General features: G+C 49.5%; 19 protein-coding genes. 3 read left to right on the top strand and 16 right to left on the bottom strand.

Annotated features, from left to right (window positions below):
• Positions 1–27 precede the first annotated feature (27 nt).
• The 12 genes from GCU39_RS28115 to GCU39_RS28060 all read right to left on the bottom strand — a co-directional run bounded on the left by GCU39_RS28115 (position 28) and on the right by GCU39_RS28060 (position 14,006).
• Complete coding sequence (locus GCU39_RS28115) at positions 28–270, bottom strand: hypothetical protein (protein ID WP_152396501.1); 243 nt, start codon at positions 268–270, stop codon at positions 28–30.
• Positions 271–366: 96 nt separating this feature from the next.
• Positions 367–1,233 (bottom strand): inositol monophosphatase family protein, encoded by an 867-nt coding sequence (locus GCU39_RS28110; protein ID WP_152396500.1) that lies wholly within the window; start codon positions 1,231–1,233, stop codon positions 367–369.
• A 228-nt stretch (positions 1,234–1,461) separates the two neighbouring features.
• The gene (fabI, locus tag GCU39_RS28105) at positions 1,462–2,232 is read right to left on the bottom strand and encodes an enoyl-ACP reductase FabI (RefSeq protein WP_152396499.1); all 771 of its coding nucleotides are present in this window, start codon (positions 2,230–2,232) and stop codon (positions 1,462–1,464) included.
• Positions 2,233–2,375: 143 nt separating this feature from the next.
• Positions 2,376–3,353, bottom strand: coding sequence for a UV DNA damage repair endonuclease UvsE (gene uvsE / locus GCU39_RS28100; RefSeq protein ID WP_152397470.1), 978 nt, complete (start codon positions 3,351–3,353; stop codon positions 2,376–2,378).
• A 70-nt stretch (positions 3,354–3,423) separates the two neighbouring features.
• Positions 3,424–3,747, bottom strand: coding sequence for a hypothetical protein (locus tag GCU39_RS28095; RefSeq protein ID WP_152396498.1), 324 nt, complete (start codon positions 3,745–3,747; stop codon positions 3,424–3,426).
• Between the two features lie 93 nt (positions 3,748–3,840).
• The gene (locus GCU39_RS28090) at positions 3,841–4,974 is read right to left on the bottom strand and encodes a D-alanine--D-alanine ligase (RefSeq protein ID WP_152396497.1); all 1,134 of its coding nucleotides are present in this window, start codon (positions 4,972–4,974) and stop codon (positions 3,841–3,843) included.
• 71 nt (positions 4,975–5,045) lie between these two features.
• Positions 5,046–6,062 (bottom strand): amidase domain-containing protein, encoded by a 1,017-nt coding sequence (locus GCU39_RS28085; RefSeq protein ID WP_152396496.1) that lies wholly within the window; start codon positions 6,060–6,062, stop codon positions 5,046–5,048.
• Positions 6,063–7,047: 985 nt separating this feature from the next.
• Positions 7,048–8,601 (bottom strand): ABC transporter substrate-binding protein, encoded by a 1,554-nt coding sequence (locus GCU39_RS28080; protein ID WP_193726661.1) that lies wholly within the window; start codon positions 8,599–8,601, stop codon positions 7,048–7,050.
• 92 nt (positions 8,602–8,693) lie between these two features.
• On the bottom strand, positions 8,694–9,572 hold the full coding sequence (locus tag GCU39_RS28075) for a carbohydrate ABC transporter permease (RefSeq protein ID WP_152396494.1): 879 nt from the start codon (positions 9,570–9,572) through the stop codon (positions 8,694–8,696).
• Positions 9,573–9,596: 24 nt separating this feature from the next.
• Complete coding sequence (locus GCU39_RS28070; protein ID WP_227793363.1) at positions 9,597–10,532, bottom strand: ABC transporter permease; 936 nt, start codon at positions 10,530–10,532, stop codon at positions 9,597–9,599.
• 100 nt (positions 10,533–10,632) lie between these two features.
• Positions 10,633–12,231 carry a helix-turn-helix domain-containing protein gene (locus GCU39_RS28065; RefSeq protein WP_152396493.1) on the bottom strand — a complete coding sequence of 533 codons (1,599 nt, stop codon included), beginning with the start codon at positions 12,229–12,231 and terminating at the stop codon, positions 10,633–10,635.
• Positions 12,232–12,254: 23 nt separating this feature from the next.
• Positions 12,255–14,006: a sensor histidine kinase gene (locus GCU39_RS28060; RefSeq protein WP_152396492.1), complete on the bottom strand. Its 1,752-nt coding sequence runs from the start codon at positions 14,004–14,006 to the stop codon at positions 12,255–12,257.
• 298 nt (positions 14,007–14,304) lie between these two features.
• Between GCU39_RS28060 and acnA the strand changes: the two genes are divergently transcribed.
• Positions 14,305–17,019, top strand: coding sequence for an aconitate hydratase AcnA (gene acnA, locus GCU39_RS28055; RefSeq protein WP_152396491.1), 2,715 nt, complete (start codon positions 14,305–14,307; stop codon positions 17,017–17,019).
• Between the two features lie 94 nt (positions 17,020–17,113).
• Here the strand turns inward: acnA and GCU39_RS31685 are convergent, their stop codons facing one another.
• From GCU39_RS31685 to GCU39_RS28045, 3 genes are all read right to left on the bottom strand, one after another.
• On the bottom strand, positions 17,114–17,269 hold the full coding sequence (locus tag GCU39_RS31685; RefSeq protein WP_018754897.1) for a hypothetical protein: 156 nt from the start codon (positions 17,267–17,269) through the stop codon (positions 17,114–17,116).
• Between the two features lie 172 nt (positions 17,270–17,441).
• The gene (locus tag GCU39_RS28050) at positions 17,442–18,149 is read right to left on the bottom strand and encodes a pirin family protein (protein ID WP_152396490.1); all 708 of its coding nucleotides are present in this window, start codon (positions 18,147–18,149) and stop codon (positions 17,442–17,444) included.
• A 26-nt stretch (positions 18,150–18,175) separates the two neighbouring features.
• Positions 18,176–18,565 (bottom strand): DoxX family protein, encoded by a 390-nt coding sequence (locus tag GCU39_RS28045; RefSeq protein ID WP_152396489.1) that lies wholly within the window; start codon positions 18,563–18,565, stop codon positions 18,176–18,178.
• A 184-nt stretch (positions 18,566–18,749) separates the two neighbouring features.
• Between GCU39_RS28045 and GCU39_RS28040 the strand changes: the two genes are divergently transcribed.
• Complete coding sequence (locus GCU39_RS28040) at positions 18,750–19,058, top strand: winged helix-turn-helix transcriptional regulator (protein WP_152396488.1); 309 nt, start codon at positions 18,750–18,752, stop codon at positions 19,056–19,058.
• An 87-nt stretch (positions 19,059–19,145) separates the two neighbouring features.
• Here the strand turns inward: GCU39_RS28040 and GCU39_RS28035 are convergent, their stop codons facing one another.
• Positions 19,146–19,889, bottom strand: a complete 744-nt coding sequence (locus GCU39_RS28035; protein ID WP_152396487.1) for an IclR family transcriptional regulator — start codon at positions 19,887–19,889, stop codon at positions 19,146–19,148.
• 467 nt (positions 19,890–20,356) lie between these two features.
• On the opposite strand from GCU39_RS28035, the gene GCU39_RS28030 reads away from it, so the two are divergent.
• Positions 20,357–21,340 carry an alpha/beta hydrolase gene (locus tag GCU39_RS28030; RefSeq protein ID WP_152396486.1) on the top strand — a complete coding sequence of 328 codons (984 nt, stop codon included), beginning with the start codon at positions 20,357–20,359 and terminating at the stop codon, positions 21,338–21,340.
• The last annotated feature ends 39 nt before the right edge of the window (positions 21,341–21,379 follow it).

The following is a 21,379-nucleotide window of genomic DNA, read 5'->3' as shown; positions in this document are numbered from 1 at the left end:
ATGCGTCTCCTTGCTCTCTTCTGACTGCTATTTCTCATCTTTCACATATCGGTCATAGCGACCGTCAACTTCCTTCGCCATGCTGCGGAACTTCTTCGTCTCTTCGCGAATGGGGTCTAGCTCCGTCTGAATTCGGATTTCGTACTTTGGCGAGATCTGAGCCCGTTCTTGCGCCTTGCGGTCGACGGTCTCCATCTCGCCTTCGGTCAACATGTCGCTCAACTGCTGCTCCAGCGTATGAGCCGCTTGATTATCACGTTGTTTATCCATGTCTTTCGAACCCTTCCTTTGTCTGCAAAATATGCGTTGTACTGTAACTTACTACGCATATAGTCTTCACCAGCCTAGCTCAATCGATGTGCAAAATTAACGATCTAACCCCGTTACATTAGCCTCTGCCAGCACCTGCTGCAATTCGTCATGAATATGGCCGTTACTTGCCAAGACATGGCGTACGCCGAGATGGTACGGGTTGCCCGCTGTATCCGTTACCTTACCGCCGGATTCTTGAATCAACAGCACCCCGGCTGCCAGATCCCAAGCGTTCAGATTCAGCTCCCAGAATCCGCTCAAACGCCCTGTCGCCACATAAGCGAGACTCAGCGCCGCAGATCCAATCGTCCGGATATTGCGAACACGTGGCGCGACGGCTTGAATGCCAGCCAAGTTCAGCGGCAGCAATACCGTCTGATCAGTCGGGAAGCCTGTCGCGATCAAGCTGCTCTCAAGCTTCTCTTCCTTCGATGTCTTCATACGCACGCCATGGACGTACGCGCCTTTGCCTTTCTCTGCGACGAATAGCTCATCCCGTGCCGGATCATAAATCACGCCGACGATGATCTCTCCTTTATGCGCAAGGGCAATCGAGACCGAATACAACGGTAATCCGTGCACGAAATTGGTTGTGCCGTCGATCGGGTCCACGATCCATAGATAATCCGATTGCTTCACCTGGTCAAGTGCAGAGGCGGCCGCTTCCGCTCCAATGCCTGTACTCTCTTCGCCAAGGAAGGAATGATCGGGGAAATGTGTCATGATTAAGCGGCGAATGAGTTTTTCTGCGCCTTTATCCACTTCGGTCACTAAATCATGCGATGAGACTTTTATATCTAATTTTTCATAGTTTCCTAGTTTGCTCTTAATCCATTCGCCAGCCTTCGCAGCGCAATTGATGGCAACGGCGGTAAAGCTCTTACTGCTAACCACATAAGGCTCTTGGTTCGTTTGATTCAAGGCTATCACTCTACTTTCCTATTGAATCTCCTATACATATACAAATTATACGCTCAAGGGATCAGCAAGTTTCGTCACGATTACGATATGCGTATAAAAACCAACTCATGCACATCTCCGGGAATCTATATATAAATGGCTTGCAGCCTAAGTAGCAAAAAAGTCCGTTTCTCCTCAGCGTCTTCGCGGCGCTATATTGCAGAAACGAACTTTCGAACTTCGATGACGTTAGACGCCTACGATATGGAATCCACCATCTACATAGATGACTTCGCCTGTAATTCCGCGGGATAACGGGCTCAGTAGGAACATCGCCGTATCGCCAACTTCAGCCGTTTCTGTCGTACGACGAAGCGGAGCTTTCTCTTCCACTTCACGCAGAATCGAGTTGAAATCTTTGATCCCTTTCGCAGCAAGGGTACGAATTGGGCCCGCTGATACAGCGTTCACGCGAATGTTGTATTGACCGAGGTCGCTTGCAAGGTAACGTACAGACGCTTCAAGCGCTGCCTTCGCGACACCCATGACGTTGTAGTTCTTCATTGCGCGTTCAGCACCAAGGTATGTCATCGTCATGATGCTGCCGCCCTCTGTCATTAATGGATATAGACGTTGCGATACCGCAACAAGGGAGTATGCGCTAATGTCGTGTGCTAGCGCAAATCCAGCACGGGATGTATTTACATACATACCTTCCAGCTCTTCCGTCTTCGCAAATGCAATACTATGTACAACACCGTGAAGCACGCCGAATGCTTCCTTAAGTTGCGCTGCCAGTGTATCGATTTCCTCGTCCACTGTTACGTTGCACGGCAACAGAATCGAACCTGGAATTGTTGATGCAAGCTTCGCCACACGCTCCTGCACCCGTTCACTCTCATATGTAAATGCTAGACGTGCACCTTGCGCCGCTAAGGATTGTGCAATCGCCCATGCGATACTGCGATCGTTAGCGACACCCATGACTACAATATTTTTACCTGCTAATAATTGACTCATTTCTTTCTTTTCCTCCTCTCACCGATTGCTAGCTTGTCCATCCGAATGGAACGCCACACGCTAATAACCAGTCCTTTGTCCAAATTACCTTATTTACAGGCGAATTTCAAGTATTTCAGCCGTTATATGGTCAATTTCCCAATTTATCCCTCTACTTCAACACTGGCTTGGTCCTTGATTGTAACGCCATCATGCACATACAGCTTCAGATCCTCCACGAGCCTAAAAAGCGCGTCATCCTTCATCTTCGCTTCAATCATCACATCCAGATGGGTCGTCATGGGCGCAACCTTCCGCAAAAAATGCAACAGCGGCGCACTCTCGACATAGTCAGCATGGCCTCGGATGTCCTTGTCGCTCTTCGGGCTGGATACGTGAATTTTGGGCGGCAGTAGGGCATGATCTTCACGCCATGTCGCATGGATGCGCGGCCATAGTTCTTCAGGGCGTTCACCTTCATTATTCACCCACTGATGATGAATATCGAGCACCATCGGCAGCCGTAGCTTCTCACTGATCTGCAGCGTCTCTAGCGCATTAAAGGTCTTATCATCGTTCTCTAATGTCACGCGCCGCTTCAATCTCGAATCGAGCTTGGAGAACTGATGGATAAACCTTGCCCCTGCTGTCTTCTTGTCTCCGTATGCTCCGCCAATATGGATATTATTCTTCGCGCAGTCATCCAGCCCCATGGCATCCAGCATCTTCACATGATGTGTTAGATCACGAATCGAATTCCGGAGCACCTCTTCGCGTGGCGTGCTAAATACGGTGAAATGATCGGGGTGAAAAGACAATCGCATCCCCGCTTGCTTCGCATAATCGCCGATCGCCTGAAACGCCGGCTTCAGATAAGGGAACGGATCCCATTCCTGCAAAGATTGGTGAGTCGCAAGGGGAATTAGCTTCGATGACATCCGATAGAGATGAATATCGTGCATTCGGTTATGCTTCAGCAGACGCAACGTGTTATGCAGATTTTCTTCCGCAATTCGTTCCAATCGGCGGTAGCCTGCGTGGACGTCCTCCAGCTTCTCGAACTGTTTGTAGGTCATCGTTCGTGAAGGCGATGCATTCTTGATTACCGTAGACATCGCGACATAGCCGAACCGAACGTGCATTGCCTTTTTCACACATGGGCCTCCTTATCCTACCTGAAATCCAGATACTTCTAAGTGTGCCCATCATGCGTTACTTTTTATCGGGATCGCCAAAAAACATCTCGTACGCGAGAGCCGTCTGCACACGCGCTTCTTCTTCAGTCAATTTACGAATAAGCTCCATCTCCACCTCAGTCACTTCTTCCCCTTGGAAGTTGATCTCTGCGATGGATGCGACGATCTTCACGATCGCAATCGCTTGATTATCCGGTGTATAGGCGATAACCTTCTGACCTGTCGGGAACACCCGGAAACCGCTCTTCACCATTTTGCCGCGGCCGTACTCTAACAGCTCGTACAATTCTTGCTCCGACTTGAACTTGCATACGGAATTAAACTCTGTCTGAAATCCCATTCAACCTTCCTCCTCTAGTCATTAAAAATAGAGCAGGGAAGCGAATAACCTCCCTGCTATGGCTGAAATCCTGTTTATTTTACGTCATTAACCTTAGACAACGGTCTGCGGTTTGCTGTTACCAAAATCGATCTGCTGCTTCTCTTCGAAACGCTCCAGCGCAAGCTGGATCAATGTATCGAGCAGCTCCTGATAGGAGACGCCTGTCTCGCGCCACATGAGCGGGTACATGCTAAATGGGGTAAAGCCTGGCATCGTGTTCACTTCGTTGATCATGATCTGGTTGTCATGTTTCTGTACGAAGAAGTCGATTCGCGACAATCCCGAGCCGTCAATCGCTTGGAATGCGCGAATTGCTAGGGAACGAAGCTCTTCCGTCAGCTCTGGGGAGATGTTCGCCGGGATCATCATCGACGAATTCCCGTCTGTATATTTGGCCTGATAATCATAGAATTCACTAGAAGAAGTAATCTCGCCTGGGACGGAAGCTCTTGGTTCCTCGTTGCCTAGAACGCTAACTTCGATCTCACGCGCATCAATGAACTCTTCCACAATGACTTTACGGTCATAGCGAAGTGCCAGCTCAATCGCTGCGACAAGCTCTTCGCGGTTGCGCGCTTTGGAGATGCCGACACTGGAACCTAGATTCGCAGGTTTGATAAAGCAAGGATAGCCTAGCGATACTTCGATCTCAATCGTATGGTAGCTTGGGTCCTTCTCCCATTGCTTCCGCGTGAAGTAACGATACATACATTGCGGTAGACCCGCTTGAGCGAACAATTTCTTCATAATGACCTTATCCATACCTACGGCAGATGCAAGAACGCCTGCACCAACATAAGGCACGTTCGCAATCTCGAATAGCCCCTGTATCGTGCCGTCTTCGCCAAATGTACCGTGCAGCAGCGGGAACATCACGTCAATGTGCTGCGCACTGTTGCTGCTCGCTACGGACCGACTTGCATCGGAGAACAATGGCATGATTGCTGAACCTGCCGGTTTATTCTCATCCGCTTCATATTGCAATAATCCCGAATGCTCTACCGGCGCTTGAAGGACCGGACCATTCCGCCATTCGCCGTCTTTCGTTATATAGAAAGGCACGATCTCATATTTGCTATAATCAAATGCCTTCATCACCGCAAATGCTGTGGATAAAGATACTTCGTGCTCGCCTGACTTGCCTCCGTAGATAAGACCTACGCGTGTTTTCTTTATGCCGCTCATGACTTTCCTCCGCAATAGAACATGTTTTGTAGCCCCATAGGCCCTTTATTTCATTGTAAACCATTTAGAAATTAGAAATAATCCATAATATGAAAGAAACGATATTGTGTACGATCTGTATACGCATAAGAGTCCCGGTAATCCCAGTAACGATGTCGGCTATTTGTCGTATGTGCATTAACCAGCGGCATCCCACCAGCATCAAACGCAGTTACGATTGCGCTATGCTGAAAGCGGCCATCGCCGTCCCAGTCATAACTAATGACATCGCCTAGCTGTAAATCCGTCGGCCTTTCAACGGGAACGGCTTGCAAATACGAATCACTATGATTCAAATAATTGTTAAGCGCATTGGCGACCGCCCAGCTGTAACTCCAAGCCTCCTGATTGTTCACCATGCCCCGGTACCACCAGCCTGTTTCTCTTTTACCAGTATAGTGGATTGGTCCACCCCCTGCAACGAGACACTGCGAAATATAATTCGTGCAATCGACTTCAAAGGCTAGAAATTCCGGGTTATTTCCGTTCCACCACTGATCTGCATATTGAACCGCGCGTTCCCTTGCATAAGGCTTCGCACGCCACGATTTGGGCATCCCGAGAACATCCGTATTTAGAAGAGGAAGGGATGGGATATGCTCGGACGTCTGCTGTTCAGGGTTAGTCACAATCTCCTCCTTCTCCGTTCTTCGTTCTTCGGGATGACGTTCGGGGATGTTCTGCTCAATGCGGGTAATGATCCACATGTCGCCATCCTTGTTCAGTGTGATACGCTCTTGTTCTAATCGTTCTTCGACGTGAGCGATGTGGCGTTTCTCATAGATTCGCCGCGTCTGGAATTCCAGATCAACGACAACCTCCCCTTCACCTTCACGTGTCCGCAGCAGCTTTGTCCGCGTCTCATTGCGAAGCGGCGTTGACTCCCGCGCTTGATACCATTCCTTTAGCATATGCATGCGAGTGCTTTTGCGCATTACATGATCTAAATCTGTCACCACGACTTGATCTGCGGGCTGCCGATAATCGACTTCTGTCCGGTTAAATTGATTCACATAGGAATACAGGGCGCTTTTCCAGTCTTTTCGCATACCAAATGACCTCCCTAGAGATTTTTACCGTAAGCAAGGTTGGTTCAGTATATGACATGCTGGGGGAAATATGAGGGGGATTGGGTGTGCTCAAAAGAGTGGCGCGGCCTGCAACGTTGGCGCACGGGGATGGGTGGATATGGGGTTACGGCCGCTATCGCTCCTTCACCCCATATCCATCCCCTTTTTGGAGCTACGATTGTGCGAGGTGCCGCTTTTCAATTGAGCACACCGTGGTGGTGAGCGCGTGGGAGCGAAATAACTGCTTTTTAGCAGTTATTTCGGCCGTTCGCGGGCGCGGCGAGCTATTTAACTGCCTTTTGGCAGTTATTTTAGCCGTTCGTGGGCGTGGCGAGCGTATTAACTGCTTTTTTGCAGTTATTTCGGCCGTTCGCGGGCGCCACGAGCATATTAACTGCCTTTTGGCAGTTATTTCAGCAGTTCACACGCGCGGCAGGCATAATTAACTGCTTTTTGGCAGTTATTTCAGCCACTCGCGGGTATGGCGGGCTATTTAACTGCTTTTTTGCAGTTATTTCAGCCACTCACGGGCGTGGCGGGCTATTTAACTGCTTTTTTGCAGTTATTTCGGCCGTTCCGTAAGCGTAGCGAGCATATTAACTGCTTTTTTGCAGTTATTTCAGCCACTCGCAGGCACAGCGAGCTATTTAACTGCTTTTTTGCAGTTATTTCGGCCACTCGCGGGTACGGCGAGCTATTTAACTGCTTTTTTGCAGTTATTTCAGCCGGTCGCGGGCGCCGCGAGCTATTTAACTGCTTTTTTGCAGTTATTTTAGCCGTTCGTGGGCGTGGCGAGCGTATTAACTGCCTTTTGGCAGTTATTTCGACCGCTCGCGGGCATGGCGGGCTATTTAACTGCTTTTGGCAGTTATTTCTGCCGTTCGCGGGACGCCACGGCGAACCCCCACCCCACAGCAAAGGCCCCCATGCGCACCAAGTGCGACACAGGGGCCTCCCGCTTCGTCTATTTATTTTGACTCGCCGCCCACGCATCCAATTGCTTCTGTTTCTCTGCGATAATTTTATCTAATCCTGCCGCCTTCAGCTTCTCGTTGAATTTCGGCAGGTATTCCGCCGGGTCTAGCGTCCCCGACATCAAGCCGATCGCGAACTGGTCGACCACCGTCTTCGCCGCAGCCGCTTCCGTCTTCACCGGATCCACGTTGAAGTTGAAGCCCATCGCCTTGGAGAACGTCGCTGACTTATTAAAGGCTGCCGTCTGCTCCCACAGATCTTCCGGATCTCCCTCCCAGATATACGAGAGGAACTGGTTGCCGAACAGCCAGCCATGATTCGGGTTGTAGCCACTTGTCGCAGCATCCACGCCCGGCGCATAGTTGATCACATTGTCGGACTTCTTCACATAGTGTTTATTTTCGATGCCGTAATCGATCAGGTTGATGAGCTCTTTGTCGGAGTAGAGCAGGTTCAAGAACATCATCGCGCGCTCCGGATCCTGCGAGTTCTTCACAATACTGAACATCCCCGTCTGAACACCGGTCGTCGACGATAACGGCTTCGTGAGCCGCACGCCCACGAGCTCCTTCCCTGCCGTTCGCGATTCCTTCGACTCGTAGCCCGGCTTCATGTTGGCAATATAGGCGAACGCCTTATCCGCCTTGATCAGTGCGCTCGCTGCATTTTTATTCGTCGCAACGTCCTTGGAGATGTAGCCCGCCATGTACCATCTTCTCGCAATGTCGACCATCGCTTTATATTTCGGATGTTCGTACATATTCACGACTTTCAGACCGTTATCATAGTCCGGCAGCACGCCGAACGTATCGCCTAGGGTATCAAAATCCGCCGTACTGAAGATGCTGAGCACCCCAGTCGATTGCAAATATGGCACCACAGGCGTCACCGTCGGCTCATTATCTTTAATGATCTTAAAGATTGCATCCAAATCGTCCAATGACTTAATAGACGCCGTATCGATCTTGTATTTGTCAACCAGGTCTTTGCGCATCATCACGCCGAAATCCGCGGCCCAGTCGCGAATGCTCGGCAAGCCAAACGTTTTACCATCGATCATGGTCGCCTTGAGAATCTCCGGTGCGATCGCCTTCTTCACCTCTTGGCCATACTTATCCAGCATCTCATCCAACGGCAGCAGTTGCCCCTTCGCCACCTGACCACTATAGTTCAACGAGCCCATCGTCATCATAATATCGAGCTTCTCATTTCCCGCGAGCATCAGGTTCGTCTGCTGCGCCCATGCGGCGAAATCGATCGGCATCAGCTTGACCGTCGCATTGATCTTCGCCTGCGTCACCTTGCTGATCGCATCCTGCACCTCTTGCAGGTCCTTCGCGTTACCCAAGTTCGCATAAGCAATCGTAATCTCGTACGGCTTCAAGTCCGAAGCACCGCTGCCGCCGCTCTCACTAGATCCAGACTGTTGTTCTGTGCCGCCAGCCGATCCATTGTCTTTGCTGCTGCCGCACCCCGCCAACATCATCGATAACCCCACCAAGGTCACGAGCAGCCATTGCACTGTCATTCTCTTTGTTCTCATTCGCGAAAACCTCCCTTTTTTCATGGAACTAGAACATCCATCACTACCTATGTGCCAATCAGCCGAAGCTGAGCTTAGCCAGAGCTCTTCTCCTACCCTTTGATCGCGCCGATCACGAGACCTTTGACAAAATACTTCTGGAAAAACGGATACGCACATAGCAGAGGAACAACGCCGATCACCGCCATCGCCATTCGTACCGTCTCCGTCGGAATACTCGTCCCTACGTTCTGATTGCCTACGGAATTGCTCTGCAAGAACTGCGCATTCATCAGAATGCGGTTCAACAGGTTCTGCAAGCTGAACAGCTTGCTGTCGGTAATATAGATCAACCCGTTATACCAATCATTCCAGTACATGATCGTCTGCATAAGGCCCACGGTCGCTAGAATCGGCAGTGACAACGGGAGAATGATCCGATAAAAGATGCGGAACTCGCCCGCCCCATCCATGGAAGCGGATTCAATAATCGGTGTTGGAATCGATGTGCCGAAGAAAGTACGCATCAATAGAATGAAGAACCCGTTCGTCAGCAGCCCTGGAAGAATGAGTGCGAGCAGGGTGTTTTTCATATCGAACAGCTGGGTGTAGACCAGATAGGTTGGGACAAGTCCCCCATTGAACAGCATCGTGAAGAATACGATGAACGCGAGCGGGTTTCGGGCCGGCATGTCTTTGCGGGAAAGCGGATAGGCCAGCAGCGCCGTAATAAGCAGCCCTGCCACCGTTCCAACCAGCGTCACGAATATCGTGATCGCGTAGGCACGGACAATCGCGGATGAATCACGCCATAAGTATGCGTAGGCATCCAGACTTATTTTGCTTGGGAAAATGGAGTATCCCTTCTGCAGCAAGGTGTTCTCGTCGGTAATCGACGTCATGATCAAGAGCAGGAAAGGAAACAAGCAGCCGATCGTCACGGCAATGAACAGAATATGGGCGACCCACTGGGTTAGTTGATGAGATTTCATTAGGCATCCTCCTTGATCCGTCGATTAGAATAGGGCATTGTCCCGATTACGCCGGCTGACCACGTAATTTGAGACCAGGACGAGGATAAATCCGACGAGCGATTGATATAACCCTGCAGCGGAGGACATCCCGAAATCCCCTAAATTCAGCAAAGCACGATAGACATACGTATCGATGACGTTCGTCGTCGGCGCCAGCGCCCCTGTATCCAGCGGCACTTGATAGAACAGTCCGAAATCGGAGTAGAAGATACGCCCGATCTGGAGCAAGGTCATGATCGAGATAACAGGAATGATCAGCGGAATCGTAATGTTCTTAATCTGTTGGATCTTGCTCGCGCCATCGATTCTGGCCGCTTCATAATACTCGGGATCGATGCCAATGACAGCCGCAAGATAGATGACGCAGAGATAGCCGACATTTTTCCAAATGTTCACGAGGGTCAGAATATAAGGCCAGTATTTTGGATCGTTGTACCAAGGAATCGCCTCGATGCCGAGCATCGGCAGGATCTGTTTGTTCATCATGCCGTTCTCACCGCTAAGCAGCGCCAGCACCAGATAACCGACGATGACCATCGAGATGAGATATGGAATCAAAATGACGCTCTGATAGAACCTTGCGAAGATCTTGTTCTTCACTTCATTGAGCAGAATCGCGACGCCGACGGCGATGACCAGATTGATAATAATGAAAGCCGCGTTGTACAGAATCGTATTTCGCGTAATAATGAAGGCATCGTCCGTCTTGAACAGGTATTCAAAGTTCTTGAACCCGATCCAGTCGCTCCCGAGAATCCCCCGGGCATAGTTGTAATCCTTGAATGCGATAATCATCCCGAACATCGGTAAATAGTTGTTAATGAGCAGGTAGAGTAGACCCGGCAGCACCATCACGAATAACGGCCAATACCTCGCGAGAACTCTTAACTTGCCGGGCTTGATTGCGGATGTAAGCATGTCTTGCGCTCCCCTTTCAATCATGTCGTAGTTCTATCTTAGGAGATCGCAGGTCCCGCGAACTACCGCAATGCCGACCTCTATTATGCTCCTTCCGACCTTACGATTTGACTTGGCGCCGATAATGCTGCGGATTGGTATCCGTTACTTTTTTGAACATTTTCGAGAAATGGGAGAAATTCGCGTACCCAATCGAAGCGGCGATTTGGCTCACGGGAATATCTGTATGCATCAGCAGGTGCTTCGCTTTTTTCATGCGCTCCTGCAGCACGTAGTCGGAGATCGACAGGCCGGTCTCCTTCTTGAAGATGCGCGTCAAATAATCTGGATTGAGATAGACGCGCAGCGCCAGTTCGTCCCGTGAGATCATCTGATCCAGATGATCTTGTATATACCGCTTCACCTCCGCGACGACCGTTGAGGTGCGTTCGATGAGCTCGAGCTGCTCCCATGCGCGTGCCAGGACATCCCCCGTCCACTGCTGCAAATGGTAAATGGACCGGACCGCTGCCTGCGTTCGTTCCGTCGTCACTTTATCCGCGAATATCGGGTGAGCTTGGAGCCCCTTCACTTGCAGCATGTGATAAACCCTCTGTAGGAAGTTATGGAAAAAATCCTTCAATAATTTAGCATCTAAATGATCAACCTGCTTAAGCGATTCAAAATAAGAATGCAGTTCCTCCTCCAGCTTGCCCCGTTCTCCTCTCATCATATATTCGGACCACATCTCCATCCGCGGCAGCTCCCATAGATCCTGCTTCTTCACTACTTCCTCCGTGACGAACACTTCATTCATCCGCGTGACATTCTCTGCGTCATGGAGCACGAGCTGCTCGTAGCGATCCGTCATATGGTGCATCGTTGCGGGTTCCCCAACATAACAGGACAGGTCGCAATAGTAGTATTGCGTACAGAAACGAACATAGTGTTGCATCGCTTCGCGCACCTTGTCCAAAGACAAATTCTCTTGTTCAAAAATTGCTAGAGCTTCGCCGCGTTGCACCTGAATGCAAATGCCGTCCACCCCATGCTCGGCAGCGGCTTCCTGCAGCGTGCTGCGCAAGGCGTAAGCCATGATCTTCTCTTCACGCAGCGACAGCTCCTTATGCCAACGTTGTATCCGAATAAATACGGGGATAAAGCGTTGTTCCGCCCGATAAGGAATGCCCTGCTTCACGAGCACCTCCTGAATACGATCCGGGTGGGAAGGAATTTCACGTCCAATCAAATGCAGCCAGAACCGCTCGATCAGCAGCGGCTGATGCGACTCCCATAATCGCTGATAGTGAAGATATGTCTGATTGAATACCGACTGTGCTCTCAACTTCTCCAATCGCTCAATCCCACGCGCAAGCACGCTCTCCAGCTCCGCGTACCTGACCGGCTTCAAGAGATAATCGAAGCTTCCAAGCTGCAGCGCCTGGCGCGCGAACTGAAAATCCGCATGACAGGTCAGGAATACGACGATCGTCTCTGGGTATCGTTCCTTCACCCAAGCCATAAGCTCTAGCCCGCTGCCTTGAGGCATCTCAATGTCACAGACCATGAGCTCAACGGGATGCTGCTCAAATACCTCTTTAGCCTGCCGAATATTATAGGCTTGATGGATTTTCGTCACGCCAATCCGCGCCCAATCGACCCCCGAAGCAACCCCTTTTACCGCATGCAGCTCGTCATCCACAATAAGAACCTGAAACATGGGTTTTGACCTCCTTCATCTAATTATGCTTGTATCCGTACAGGGAGATGAATCTCCACAACCGCACCGCATGTTGAGCCGTTATAGAACAATAGCTTCGCCTTTCCTTGATAGAGCAAACCCAGCCTTCGCTGGACATTCCAGACGCCGATATGCTCGCCCTCCCGACGGCCCATGTCCTCCCCTCGCTGCAGCTGCTCAAGCACCTGTGCAGGGAATCCGCCTCCGGTATCTTCGATGAGGATTTTCATATACTGCTCTTCTCCTTCACTCGATGCAATAGGTTCCACCCTTACGCGAATCAGCAGCGGTTCATCCAATGTGACTGCATGCTTCACGGTGTTCTCCACGAAGGTCTGAATGATTAAAGGCGGTACGCTAGCGTGCACGAAGGATTCGGGATAATCAATCTCAAAGGAGACATGGCCGGGAAAACGAAGCTCTTGGATATGCAGGTAATTGCGAGTATGCTCTAACTCGTCTTGGAGCAGTACCAAGCTGAGATTACTGCGGAACATGAAGCGGAAATGCTGGACGAGACTTCGGGACATGTCCTGAATTAAGCTGTAATCCCTTACTTCGGCCAGATTATAGATAATGTTCAGCGCGTTTAGGAAGAAGTGCGGTTTCATCTGTAGATGCAAATATTGCAGCTCTGCGCGCTGCAGATTCAATTGCTCTTCGTAGACATGAATTTTGAGCTCTTTGATCTGGGAAGCCATCGTGTTGAACGTCGCATTCATCAGCTCAAATTCCATGCTCGCACTGCCTTGTGCAATGCGAACGTCGAGGTTCCCGTCCTGCACCCGGCGCATCGCCGTTACTATGCGGTTGATCGGAAGCAAGATGACTTTCCGAAGACCTAACAGCACAGCAATCATGAGTACCGCGGCCCCGATCGAGATAACGGATCCCATCCGTTGAAGAAAAGGCAGCTGTTCAAGAATCACACGATCCGGAATTAAGGCGAGCAGCGTAAAATCCCCTTTGCTCGACCGATCTCCGACGACGAGATAACGATCCTTCGTGCCCGTCATATTGTAAGGTTGATTGTGCAAGGCAAGATCGATGCCATTCTGACTGATAAAGGATGCATCAGACATCGGCTGTTCCTCGCTCGTCGACAGTACCGTCCTTCCCTGCTCCCCCAGATCAATCAAGCTCATAGGCATCATGAGATTACTCGCTCTCACCCATGCCCCGATGAACACCCCTTCGCTAACCGGCACGATATGGCTAAGGTAATACGTCTGATGGATTTGCCGAACGAACCATTGTCTTGAGATCTGCTTCGATACATAGTGTTCCTGATTGAAAAATCGGTTCACATCGGCCTTGCGCGCTTCATGCTCGGCGTACTCCGTACCACGGTAAGGCGTTGTGATCAATTCATCATTGGCGGCGGAATAGACGAAGAACATATCGGCCAGCGGGTAATTCGCGATATCATCGGTTAATGCGTTGAACAGCCTTATTTTCGCAAAATAATATTGATCGGGATCGCGGTCTTCCGGAAACTCGAGACTGAGGAGGTCTGTATTCTGCGCTGACAAATTGTAGAGATACTTATCGAGTTCCTCTAAATTCCGATCAATCTGTCCCATATATAAGGCCGTCAGATTGCTGAAGGACTTCGCGATTTGGCTTCGCACCACCTCAATCGCGTAGAAATTGTTGTACAGCAAGAAGGCAATCAGTGGGAGCATCACGATGAGGAAGCCGAATATCAGCTTATAACGAATGGACTTGAATCGAGGCTTATCCAGGAATGGCATAACAACGTCTCCTTCCTACCGCTTCAGAAGCCTTTGCGGGGTGTGGTGATATTCCATCCATTGTAAACATTTTCATGATCGATTCATGGTAAAATTTTCAGAAATTATCGATATTTTATTGAAATAATCCAAGAAGGCCTCCGGTTAAAAAACCCTTTACGACAACAAGTTATCCAGTTATACTTAAGGTAAATCATTAATTTGAAATTGCGTTTCACTAGATGAAACGAACAGCATTTCAAATTGGACTCTAGATCGAAGGAGACTCCTTCGAGAATAATTTAGGAGGCGCAGCATCATGTCCAAAAAGGATCACTACTCCGTAGCCCGCGACCTGCAAGTGAACGGGAAAAGCTACCGCTACTACAGTCTTCAGGGTCTTGAAGAGCAAGGTGTCGGCAGCATTAACAAGCTTCCATTCTCCATTAAAGTGTTGTTGGAAGCAGCTGTACGTCAATTCGACGGCAGAGCCATTACAAGTGAACATGTGAAGCAAATCGCGAGCTGGGCGGAAGGCCGCGATGAGAACAAAGAGATTCCGTTCATTCCTGCACGTATTGTATTGCAAGACTTTACTGGCGTTCCGGTTGTCGTTGACCTCGCTGCAATGCGCGATACGGTCAAAAAAGCTGGCGGCGATCCAAAGCAAATCAACCCGCTAGTACCGGTTGATCTTGTTATCGACCACTCGGTTATGGTCGATGCATTCGGATCAGAAGATGCGCTAGAGTACAACATGAATGTCGAGTTCGAGCGCAATGAAGAGCGTTACCGTTTCTTGCGCTGGGCGCAAACGGCATTCAACAATTTCCGCGCAGTTCCTCCGGGCACGGGTATCGTTCACCAAGTGAACCTCGAGTACCTTGCATCCGTTGCTGCAACGAAAGACGTTGACGGCGTAACAGAAGTATATCCGGATTCCCTCGTCGGAACGGACTCCCACACTACCATGATCAACGGTCTTGGCGTAGTCGGTTGGGGCGTTGGCGGTATTGAAGCAGAAGCTGGGATGCTTGGCCAACCGTTATACTTCGTTACACCAGAAGTTATCGGTTTCAAATTGACAGGCAACTTGGCAGAAGGCGCAACGGCGACAGACCTTGCGTTAACCGTTACGCAATTGCTTCGTAAGAAAGGCGTTGTCGGCAAATTCGTAGAATTCTACGGACCAGGCTTATCCAACATCAGCCTTGCAGACCGTGCGACGGTTGCCAACATGGCACCAGAATACGGCGCAACCATCGGCTTCTTCCCAGTCGATGATGAGACATTGAACTACATGCGCGGTACAGGCCGCTCGGAAGAGCAAATTGAGCTTGTAGCAAGCTACTATAAAGAACAAGGCATGTTCCGTACAGACGCAACGCCGGATCCAATCTTCTCCGATATGATTGAACTTGATCTCGGATCGATCGTACCGAGCTTAGCTGGACCAAAACGTCCGCAAGACCGCGTCGAGCTGTCGAACATGAAAGAAGCATTCAACAGCATTATTCGCACGCCAATCGATAAAGGCGGCTATGGCTTGTCCGACGAGAAAATCGCGCAATCCGTTTCTGTCTCCCATCCGAATGGCGAGAAGAGCGAAATGGCTGCTGGCGCAGTCGTGATCGCAGCGATTACAAGCTGTACGAACACATCGAACCCTAGCGTTATGTTAGGCGCAGGTCTCGTCGCGAAGAAAGCCGTTGCACGCGGACTTAAGAAGCCTGGTTATGTGAAGAGCAGCTTGACGCCTGGTTCCCTCGTGGTAACCGAATATTTGCAAAAAGCTGGCGTACTGGAATCCCTAGAGGCTCTTGGCTTCCACGTAGCAGGTTATGGCTGCGCGACTTGTATCGGGAACTCCGGTCCACTCCCTGATGAAGTGGGTCAAGCGATCGCGGATAACGATATGACGGTAGCGGCGGTATTATCCGGTAACCGTAACTTCGAAGGACGCGTTCACGCTCAAGTGAAAGCGAACTACCTTGCTTCCCCGCCGCTTGTTGTTGCTTATGCACTAGCTGGTACGGTGAACATTGACCTTGCGAATGATCCGATCGGCTATGATCAGAACGATGAGCCGGTGTACCTCAAAGACATCTGGCCGACATCGCAAGAAATCAAAGAAGCGGTAGCAACGGCATTAACACCGCAAATGTTCCGCGATAAATACGAAAACGTATTTACACAGAACGAGCGTTGGAACCAAATCGCAGCGCCGCAAGGCGAATTGTATGAGTGGGATGAGAAATCGACTTATATTCAGAACCCGCCATTCTTCTCGAACCTGGGCACAAACTTGAATGATATCGCAGACATTAAGCAAGCGAACGTGCTTGCGCTCATGGGTGATTCCGTCACAACGGACCATATCTCCCCTGCAGGTAACATCAAGGTTGACAGCCCCGCTGGTCAATACCTGATCGAGAACGGCGTGAAGAAAGAAGACTTCAACTCCTACGGTTCCCGTCGTGGTAACCATGAAGTGATGATGCGCGGGACGTTCGCGAACATCCGTATCCGTAACCAAGTGGCTCCGGGTACAGAGGGCGGCGTAACGACTTACTTGCCGAACGAAGAAGTGATGTCGATCTATGATGCTTCGATGAAATATCAAGATGCAGGTAAGAACCTCGTCGTCATTGCAGGTAAAGAATACGGTACAGGAAGCTCCCGTGACTGGGCAGCCAAAGGAACATTCCTCCTCGGCGTCAAAGCGGTTATCGCAGAAAGCTTCGAGCGGATCCACCGCAGCAACCTTGTCGGTATGGGCGTTCTTCCTCTTCAATTCCAAGACGGACAGAGCTGGAAGACGCTGAACATTACAGGCCGCGAGACTTTCGATATTCTTGGCTTGTCCAATGATGTACAGCCAGGACAATCGGTCCAAGTTATCGCAACGCGCGAAGATGGCAGCAGCTTCGAATTTGCGGCAACGGTACGTCTAGACAGCATGGTCGACGTGGATTACTACCATAACGGCGGAATCCTGCAGACGGTACTTCGTCAAATGATCGCGAACCAATAAAGCTAGAACTCATATCATAAGTTAAGAGCTCCGAGATGTCTGATGGTTAGGACATCTTGGAGCTCTTTTTCGTTTCCCTACTACATACACGGCGTCATTTATTCTTCTGACTTGCGATCCAGAACGCGAAGATAATGAGCGGAATCAGAATAAACCAAGGGATCGTAATCCCCCCAACGAATATGGCTAGAATGAAGATAAGTACGAAGCCAATAATAATATACAGACAACCTCTGCCGAATGTCTCCATATATACCGTCTCCCTTCAGGAGGAATGTGATGGGTGTATTTCTAGTATACAAAGGAGATGCACAGATATATGTTAACGAATTTGCCATCGTGACGAATCGTGCATGGAAAGGCAAATAACCGCCCATCCTAAAGGACGAGCGGTTTAAGAACGCGTCTGAACTTATAGCGTATTACAGATCACACAAGTCAATGAGCATGAACCGCGCATCATGACTTGCTTCAATCTGCAGCGTTGTGATGTCGGCAATTCGTGCTGAATCTCGCTTACCCAGCTTCGCTTCACCATTCAAGGTGACGTCCCCTTCGAGGACAAAGACGAATGTTTTGCGATCAGCCGTCGTCGCATGAGATAGTGACTGTCCTGCATCCAGATCGGACAAGTAGATCGTCATATCTTGATGAATCTTCGCCACATTCTCTCCGCCGCTGCTAGAGACGACAGGCAATAATTGATTGCGCATGCGATTCACATCGAATGCCGACGTCTCGTAGGACGGCTGCAGATTCGACTCCCCAGGGATGAACCACATTTGCAAGAAATTCAACGTTTCATCGCTCGATGCATTGAATTCCGAGTGAAAAATACCTGTTCCTGCCGACATCCGCTGAATTTCACCGAATGAAGTGATCGCATGATTACCTAAATTGTCCCGATGCTCAAGTTTGCCGGACAGCACGATGGATACAATCTCCATCTCACGGTGCGGATGCATGCCGAACCCTTCTTGCGGCGCGACGAAATCGTCATTCAGCACGCGCATGGCGCCAAAGTTCAGATTGCTCGGATCGTAATGATCCGCAAAGGAGAAGCTGAAATTGCTCTTCAGCCATCCATGGTCTGCCGTGTAACGAGATTCTGCTGGATAAATGTTAATCATGATTGATCCTCCTCACTTCTATTCCATTAGTTCATCAATGTATATTGCCCGCCGCCGATGAAGGCGATACCTACAGCTACGGCGATAAGAACCAGATTATATTCATAACCGCCTGCAGTAATCCATAGACCATTCTTGCCGTGTACGGTAACGATGGATACCAGCATCGTGATGACGATGAGTGCAGCACCGATCGTTAACCAGATACCTGATGCGAATAATAATCCGCCTACCAACTCACCAGCACCTGCCATGAAGGCCATGAGCATGCCCGGCTTCATCCCGATGGATTCTAGCCATCCTGCTGTACCGCGTAGTCCGTGTCCCCCGAACATCCCGAATAATTTCTGAGCGCCATGACCGATAAATAAAAGTCCGATCACCAAGCGAATAATAAGAATACCTGCGTCTAACATTGTAACTCTCCCCTTAACACTTATTTTTTGTTTGTTACTAACTTTTATTAATATACACTCATCAACTAACTTTTGTCAAGCAACTAAAAATAATTTTTAAATAACCTATTTTTCTTAGAATAGATATGCTAAAATTATTGCAAGGACATTGCATATTGCATTTGCCCGGAAAAGAGGTGTTACAATGGATTACTCTAAAATGTGTCCTAAATACGAGCACGCTTCTGAGCTGCTTGGCAAACGCTGGACAGGTCTAATCATTCGCGTACTGTTAGGCGGTCCACGCAGATTTAAAGAGATTAAAGAACAAATTCCGGAAATGAGCGATAAAATGCTGACGGATCGGATCAAGGAGCTGGAGAACTGCGGCATTCTCGTCCGAAATGTCTATCCGGAGACCCCGGTTCGCATCGAATATGACCTAACGGACAAAGGTAGAGATCTAGAACCCGTTATTGAGAAAATTCAATCCTGGGGCGAAAAATGGATGTGAACCTTGCAAGGCAAAAAAGAGCCGATACCATGCAGTCTATACTGCAATGATATTGGCTCTTTTTTGATGCCGTGTAATAGCTTCTTCTTATCGTAACATCTTCCCCATCCGCTTCGCTGCTTCAATCACAAGCGGTGCTTGATCCTGCATCGCCTGAAGCGAGAAACGGTTCACAGGTCCGGAGACGGACAAAGCCGCCGCCAAGTGGTGGGATCTGTCGAATATTGGCGCAGATAGGGCTGCAGCACCAGATTCACGCTCTTCAAAGCTTGTCGCATAGCCCTGCTCCCTGATCTCCGATAATTGGCGAATATAATGCTCCTTCTCGGACTCTGACGCCCAGTCTAACGACTGGATCAATTCAGCTTGAATGTCCTCATTCGCATATGCGATCAATACTTTACTCGATGCCCCTACCGATAGCGGCGCACGCATGCCCACCGGAGCTACCCGGCGAATCGCATGATTACTCTGTACGGCTTGAATCCGAATTCGCTCCTTGCCATCACGCAGGTACAGGCTGATCGTCTCACCGATGAGATCACGCAGCCGCTCCATTTCCGGCAGGAGGATACTCGCAGGGTCATCCTCTTGCGACAGGTTCGCTGTCAGCTCCCAGACGCGCATACCCAATCGGTATTTCTCTGTCGCTTGATTGCGGATAACAAACCCCTTCTCCTCCAGTGTGGTCAGCAACCGATGCACGGTACTCTTATGTAACCCGATCTTGCTGGAGATTTCCGTCAGGCCCAAATCCGTGTCCGATGTAAAGCAAATCAGTATATCTAAAGCCCGCTCGACGGCTCGAACCGTTAATTTACGTTCTTCCAAGAGAGGATTCCCCCTTAAAAATAGTTTCATAGAATGAAACTTAGTTACATCCAGTATAACGAAAATCTACGCTCACGTAAAGCTGAGATTGCCTCTGTTACAGGTAGATTACAAGGACCTTACAAATTACGACCACCCATTGACCCTAGACCTATCTCATCATACGATAGAACTACCATACAATTATAAAACGCTTTCATAGATCTCTATTAGCGGTAGTTCAAAAAGTCATCATTTGATCACGAAGTCATTCAAGAAGCATAATCAACATCGAATCTTGCGTTCACCTTCGAAATCCGGTACTCATTTAGGTTTCGCCTAAACTCCGTTCCTCCTTCTTCAGGTTCTCGCAACCTAAGCATACGCTTTCGAAGCAGTTTCCTCTGGAAACTTTCAGGTGCTGATAAGGCAACTTTTTGAACCTGATTTTAACTTTCACATCTAAGATTTTAGAGGAGGTATACGCTATGACGACATCCACATGGACTGAACCTGTACTACAAGGCGATATTTTACAGCCCGTTTCACCTGCGATACCTTATCGTCGTCTGCGTCTAAGACATGTCATGATCGCACTTACTCTATCACTTGTCACGCTCCTCGTCTTTGCTTTTCTAGCATTGCATGGCTATATTGCATGGGTGCTGTCCAATCCTACCGTTGCAGACATCACGTCGAATCCCTATCAAGCCAAACGTCTGCATTACGAGAATATTACATTCCCTGCATTAGATAACAGCACGAACTTAGAGGGCTGGTATATCCCCGCTGCGAACTCGCAGAAGACCATCGTATTCAGCCATGGCTATGGCGCGAACCGCGAAGAGCTGTGGGTACCAATGTACGATCTCGCACAATTCGCGCACCGTTTGAATTACAACGTCGTCATGTTCGATTACGGTTTCGCTTCGAAGACGCATAAACTCGCCGCAACAGGCGGCGCCATCGAGAGTGAGCAACTACTCGGCGCCATTCAATACGCCAAAGAGCGCGGGTCGAAGGAAATTGTCGTATGGGGCTTCTCCATGGGCGCCGGCACAGCTTTGCAAGCGGCGCTGAAGACGGACGACATCGATGCCATGATCTTGGACAGCACGTTTCTGCTCGAGCCGGATACGCTGTATCATAATATCAGCCAACATATGAAGCTGCCTCGTGATGTCTCACTGCCGATCCTGCGTTCCTTATTCCCGATCATCAACGGCACGAGCTTACAGCAAATCCCATACGAAGCTGTGAAGAGCCATAACTATGAGATGCCTATTTTCTTCATTCATGGAACCAATGATGAGAAGGCTCCTTATCCGATTGCAGAAGAACTCGCAGCGAAGCAGAGCAATCTGAATTCCGAGGTATGGATCTCGAATGGCGCCTTGCATGAAATGATCTACCGGCAGCATCCCAAAGAATATTTGAAGCGAACCGCTTCCTTCCTAAACGCCGTATCTTAATCTTAGAATCTACCCAAACAGCATGGCATAGGCTACCCT

The organism is Paenibacillus guangzhouensis (assembly GCF_009363075.1).
Lineage (GTDB): Bacteria > Bacillota > Bacilli > Paenibacillales > Paenibacillaceae > Paenibacillus_K > Paenibacillus_K guangzhouensis.
The sequence above is the reverse complement of the archived record's forward strand: the minus strand, read 5'-3'. Positions and strand labels throughout refer to the sequence as shown.

Coding starts and splice junctions, on each gene's coding strand:
- GCU39_RS28115 (WP_152396501.1), bottom strand. CDS start 270: ATGGATAAACAACGTGATAATCAAGCGGCTCATACGCTGGAGCAGCAG.
- fabI (WP_152396499.1), bottom strand. CDS start 2,232: ATGAGTCAATTATTAGCAGGTAAAAATATTGTAGTCATGGGTGTCGCT.
- uvsE (WP_152397470.1), bottom strand. CDS start 3,353: ATGCACGTTCGGTTCGGCTATGTCGCGATGTCTACGGTAATCAAGAAT.
- GCU39_RS28095 (WP_152396498.1), bottom strand. CDS start 3,747: ATGGGATTTCAGACAGAGTTTAATTCCGTATGCAAGTTCAAGTCGGAG.
- GCU39_RS28090 (WP_152396497.1), bottom strand. CDS start 4,974: ATGAGCGGCATAAAGAAAACACGCGTAGGTCTTATCTACGGAGGCAAG.
- GCU39_RS28085 (WP_152396496.1), bottom strand. CDS start 6,062: ATGCGAAAAGACTGGAAAAGCGCCCTGTATTCCTATGTGAATCAATTT.
- GCU39_RS28080 (WP_193726661.1), bottom strand. CDS start 8,601: ATGAGAACAAAGAGAATGACAGTGCAATGGCTGCTCGTGACCTTGGTG.
- GCU39_RS28075 (WP_152396494.1), bottom strand. CDS start 9,572: ATGAAATCTCATCAACTAACCCAGTGGGTCGCCCATATTCTGTTCATT.
- GCU39_RS28070 (WP_227793363.1), bottom strand. CDS start 10,532: ATGCTTACATCCGCAATCAAGCCCGGCAAGTTAAGAGTTCTCGCGAGG.
- GCU39_RS28065 (WP_152396493.1), bottom strand. CDS start 12,231: ATGTTTCAGGTTCTTATTGTGGATGACGAGCTGCATGCGGTAAAAGGG.
- GCU39_RS28060 (WP_152396492.1), bottom strand. CDS start 14,006: ATGCCATTCCTGGATAAGCCTCGATTCAAGTCCATTCGTTATAAGCTG.
- acnA (WP_152396491.1), top strand. CDS start 14,305: ATGTCCAAAAAGGATCACTACTCCGTAGCCCGCGACCTGCAAGTGAAC.
- GCU39_RS31685 (WP_018754897.1), bottom strand. CDS start 17,269: ATGGAGACATTCGGCAGAGGTTGTCTGTATATTATTATTGGCTTCGTA.
- GCU39_RS28050 (WP_152396490.1), bottom strand. CDS start 18,149: ATGATTAACATTTATCCAGCAGAATCTCGTTACACGGCAGACCATGGA.
- GCU39_RS28045 (WP_152396489.1), bottom strand. CDS start 18,565: ATGTTAGACGCAGGTATTCTTATTATTCGCTTGGTGATCGGACTTTTA.
- GCU39_RS28040 (WP_152396488.1), top strand. CDS start 18,750: ATGGATTACTCTAAAATGTGTCCTAAATACGAGCACGCTTCTGAGCTG.
- GCU39_RS28030 (WP_152396486.1), top strand. CDS start 20,357: ATGACGACATCCACATGGACTGAACCTGTACTACAAGGCGATATTTTA.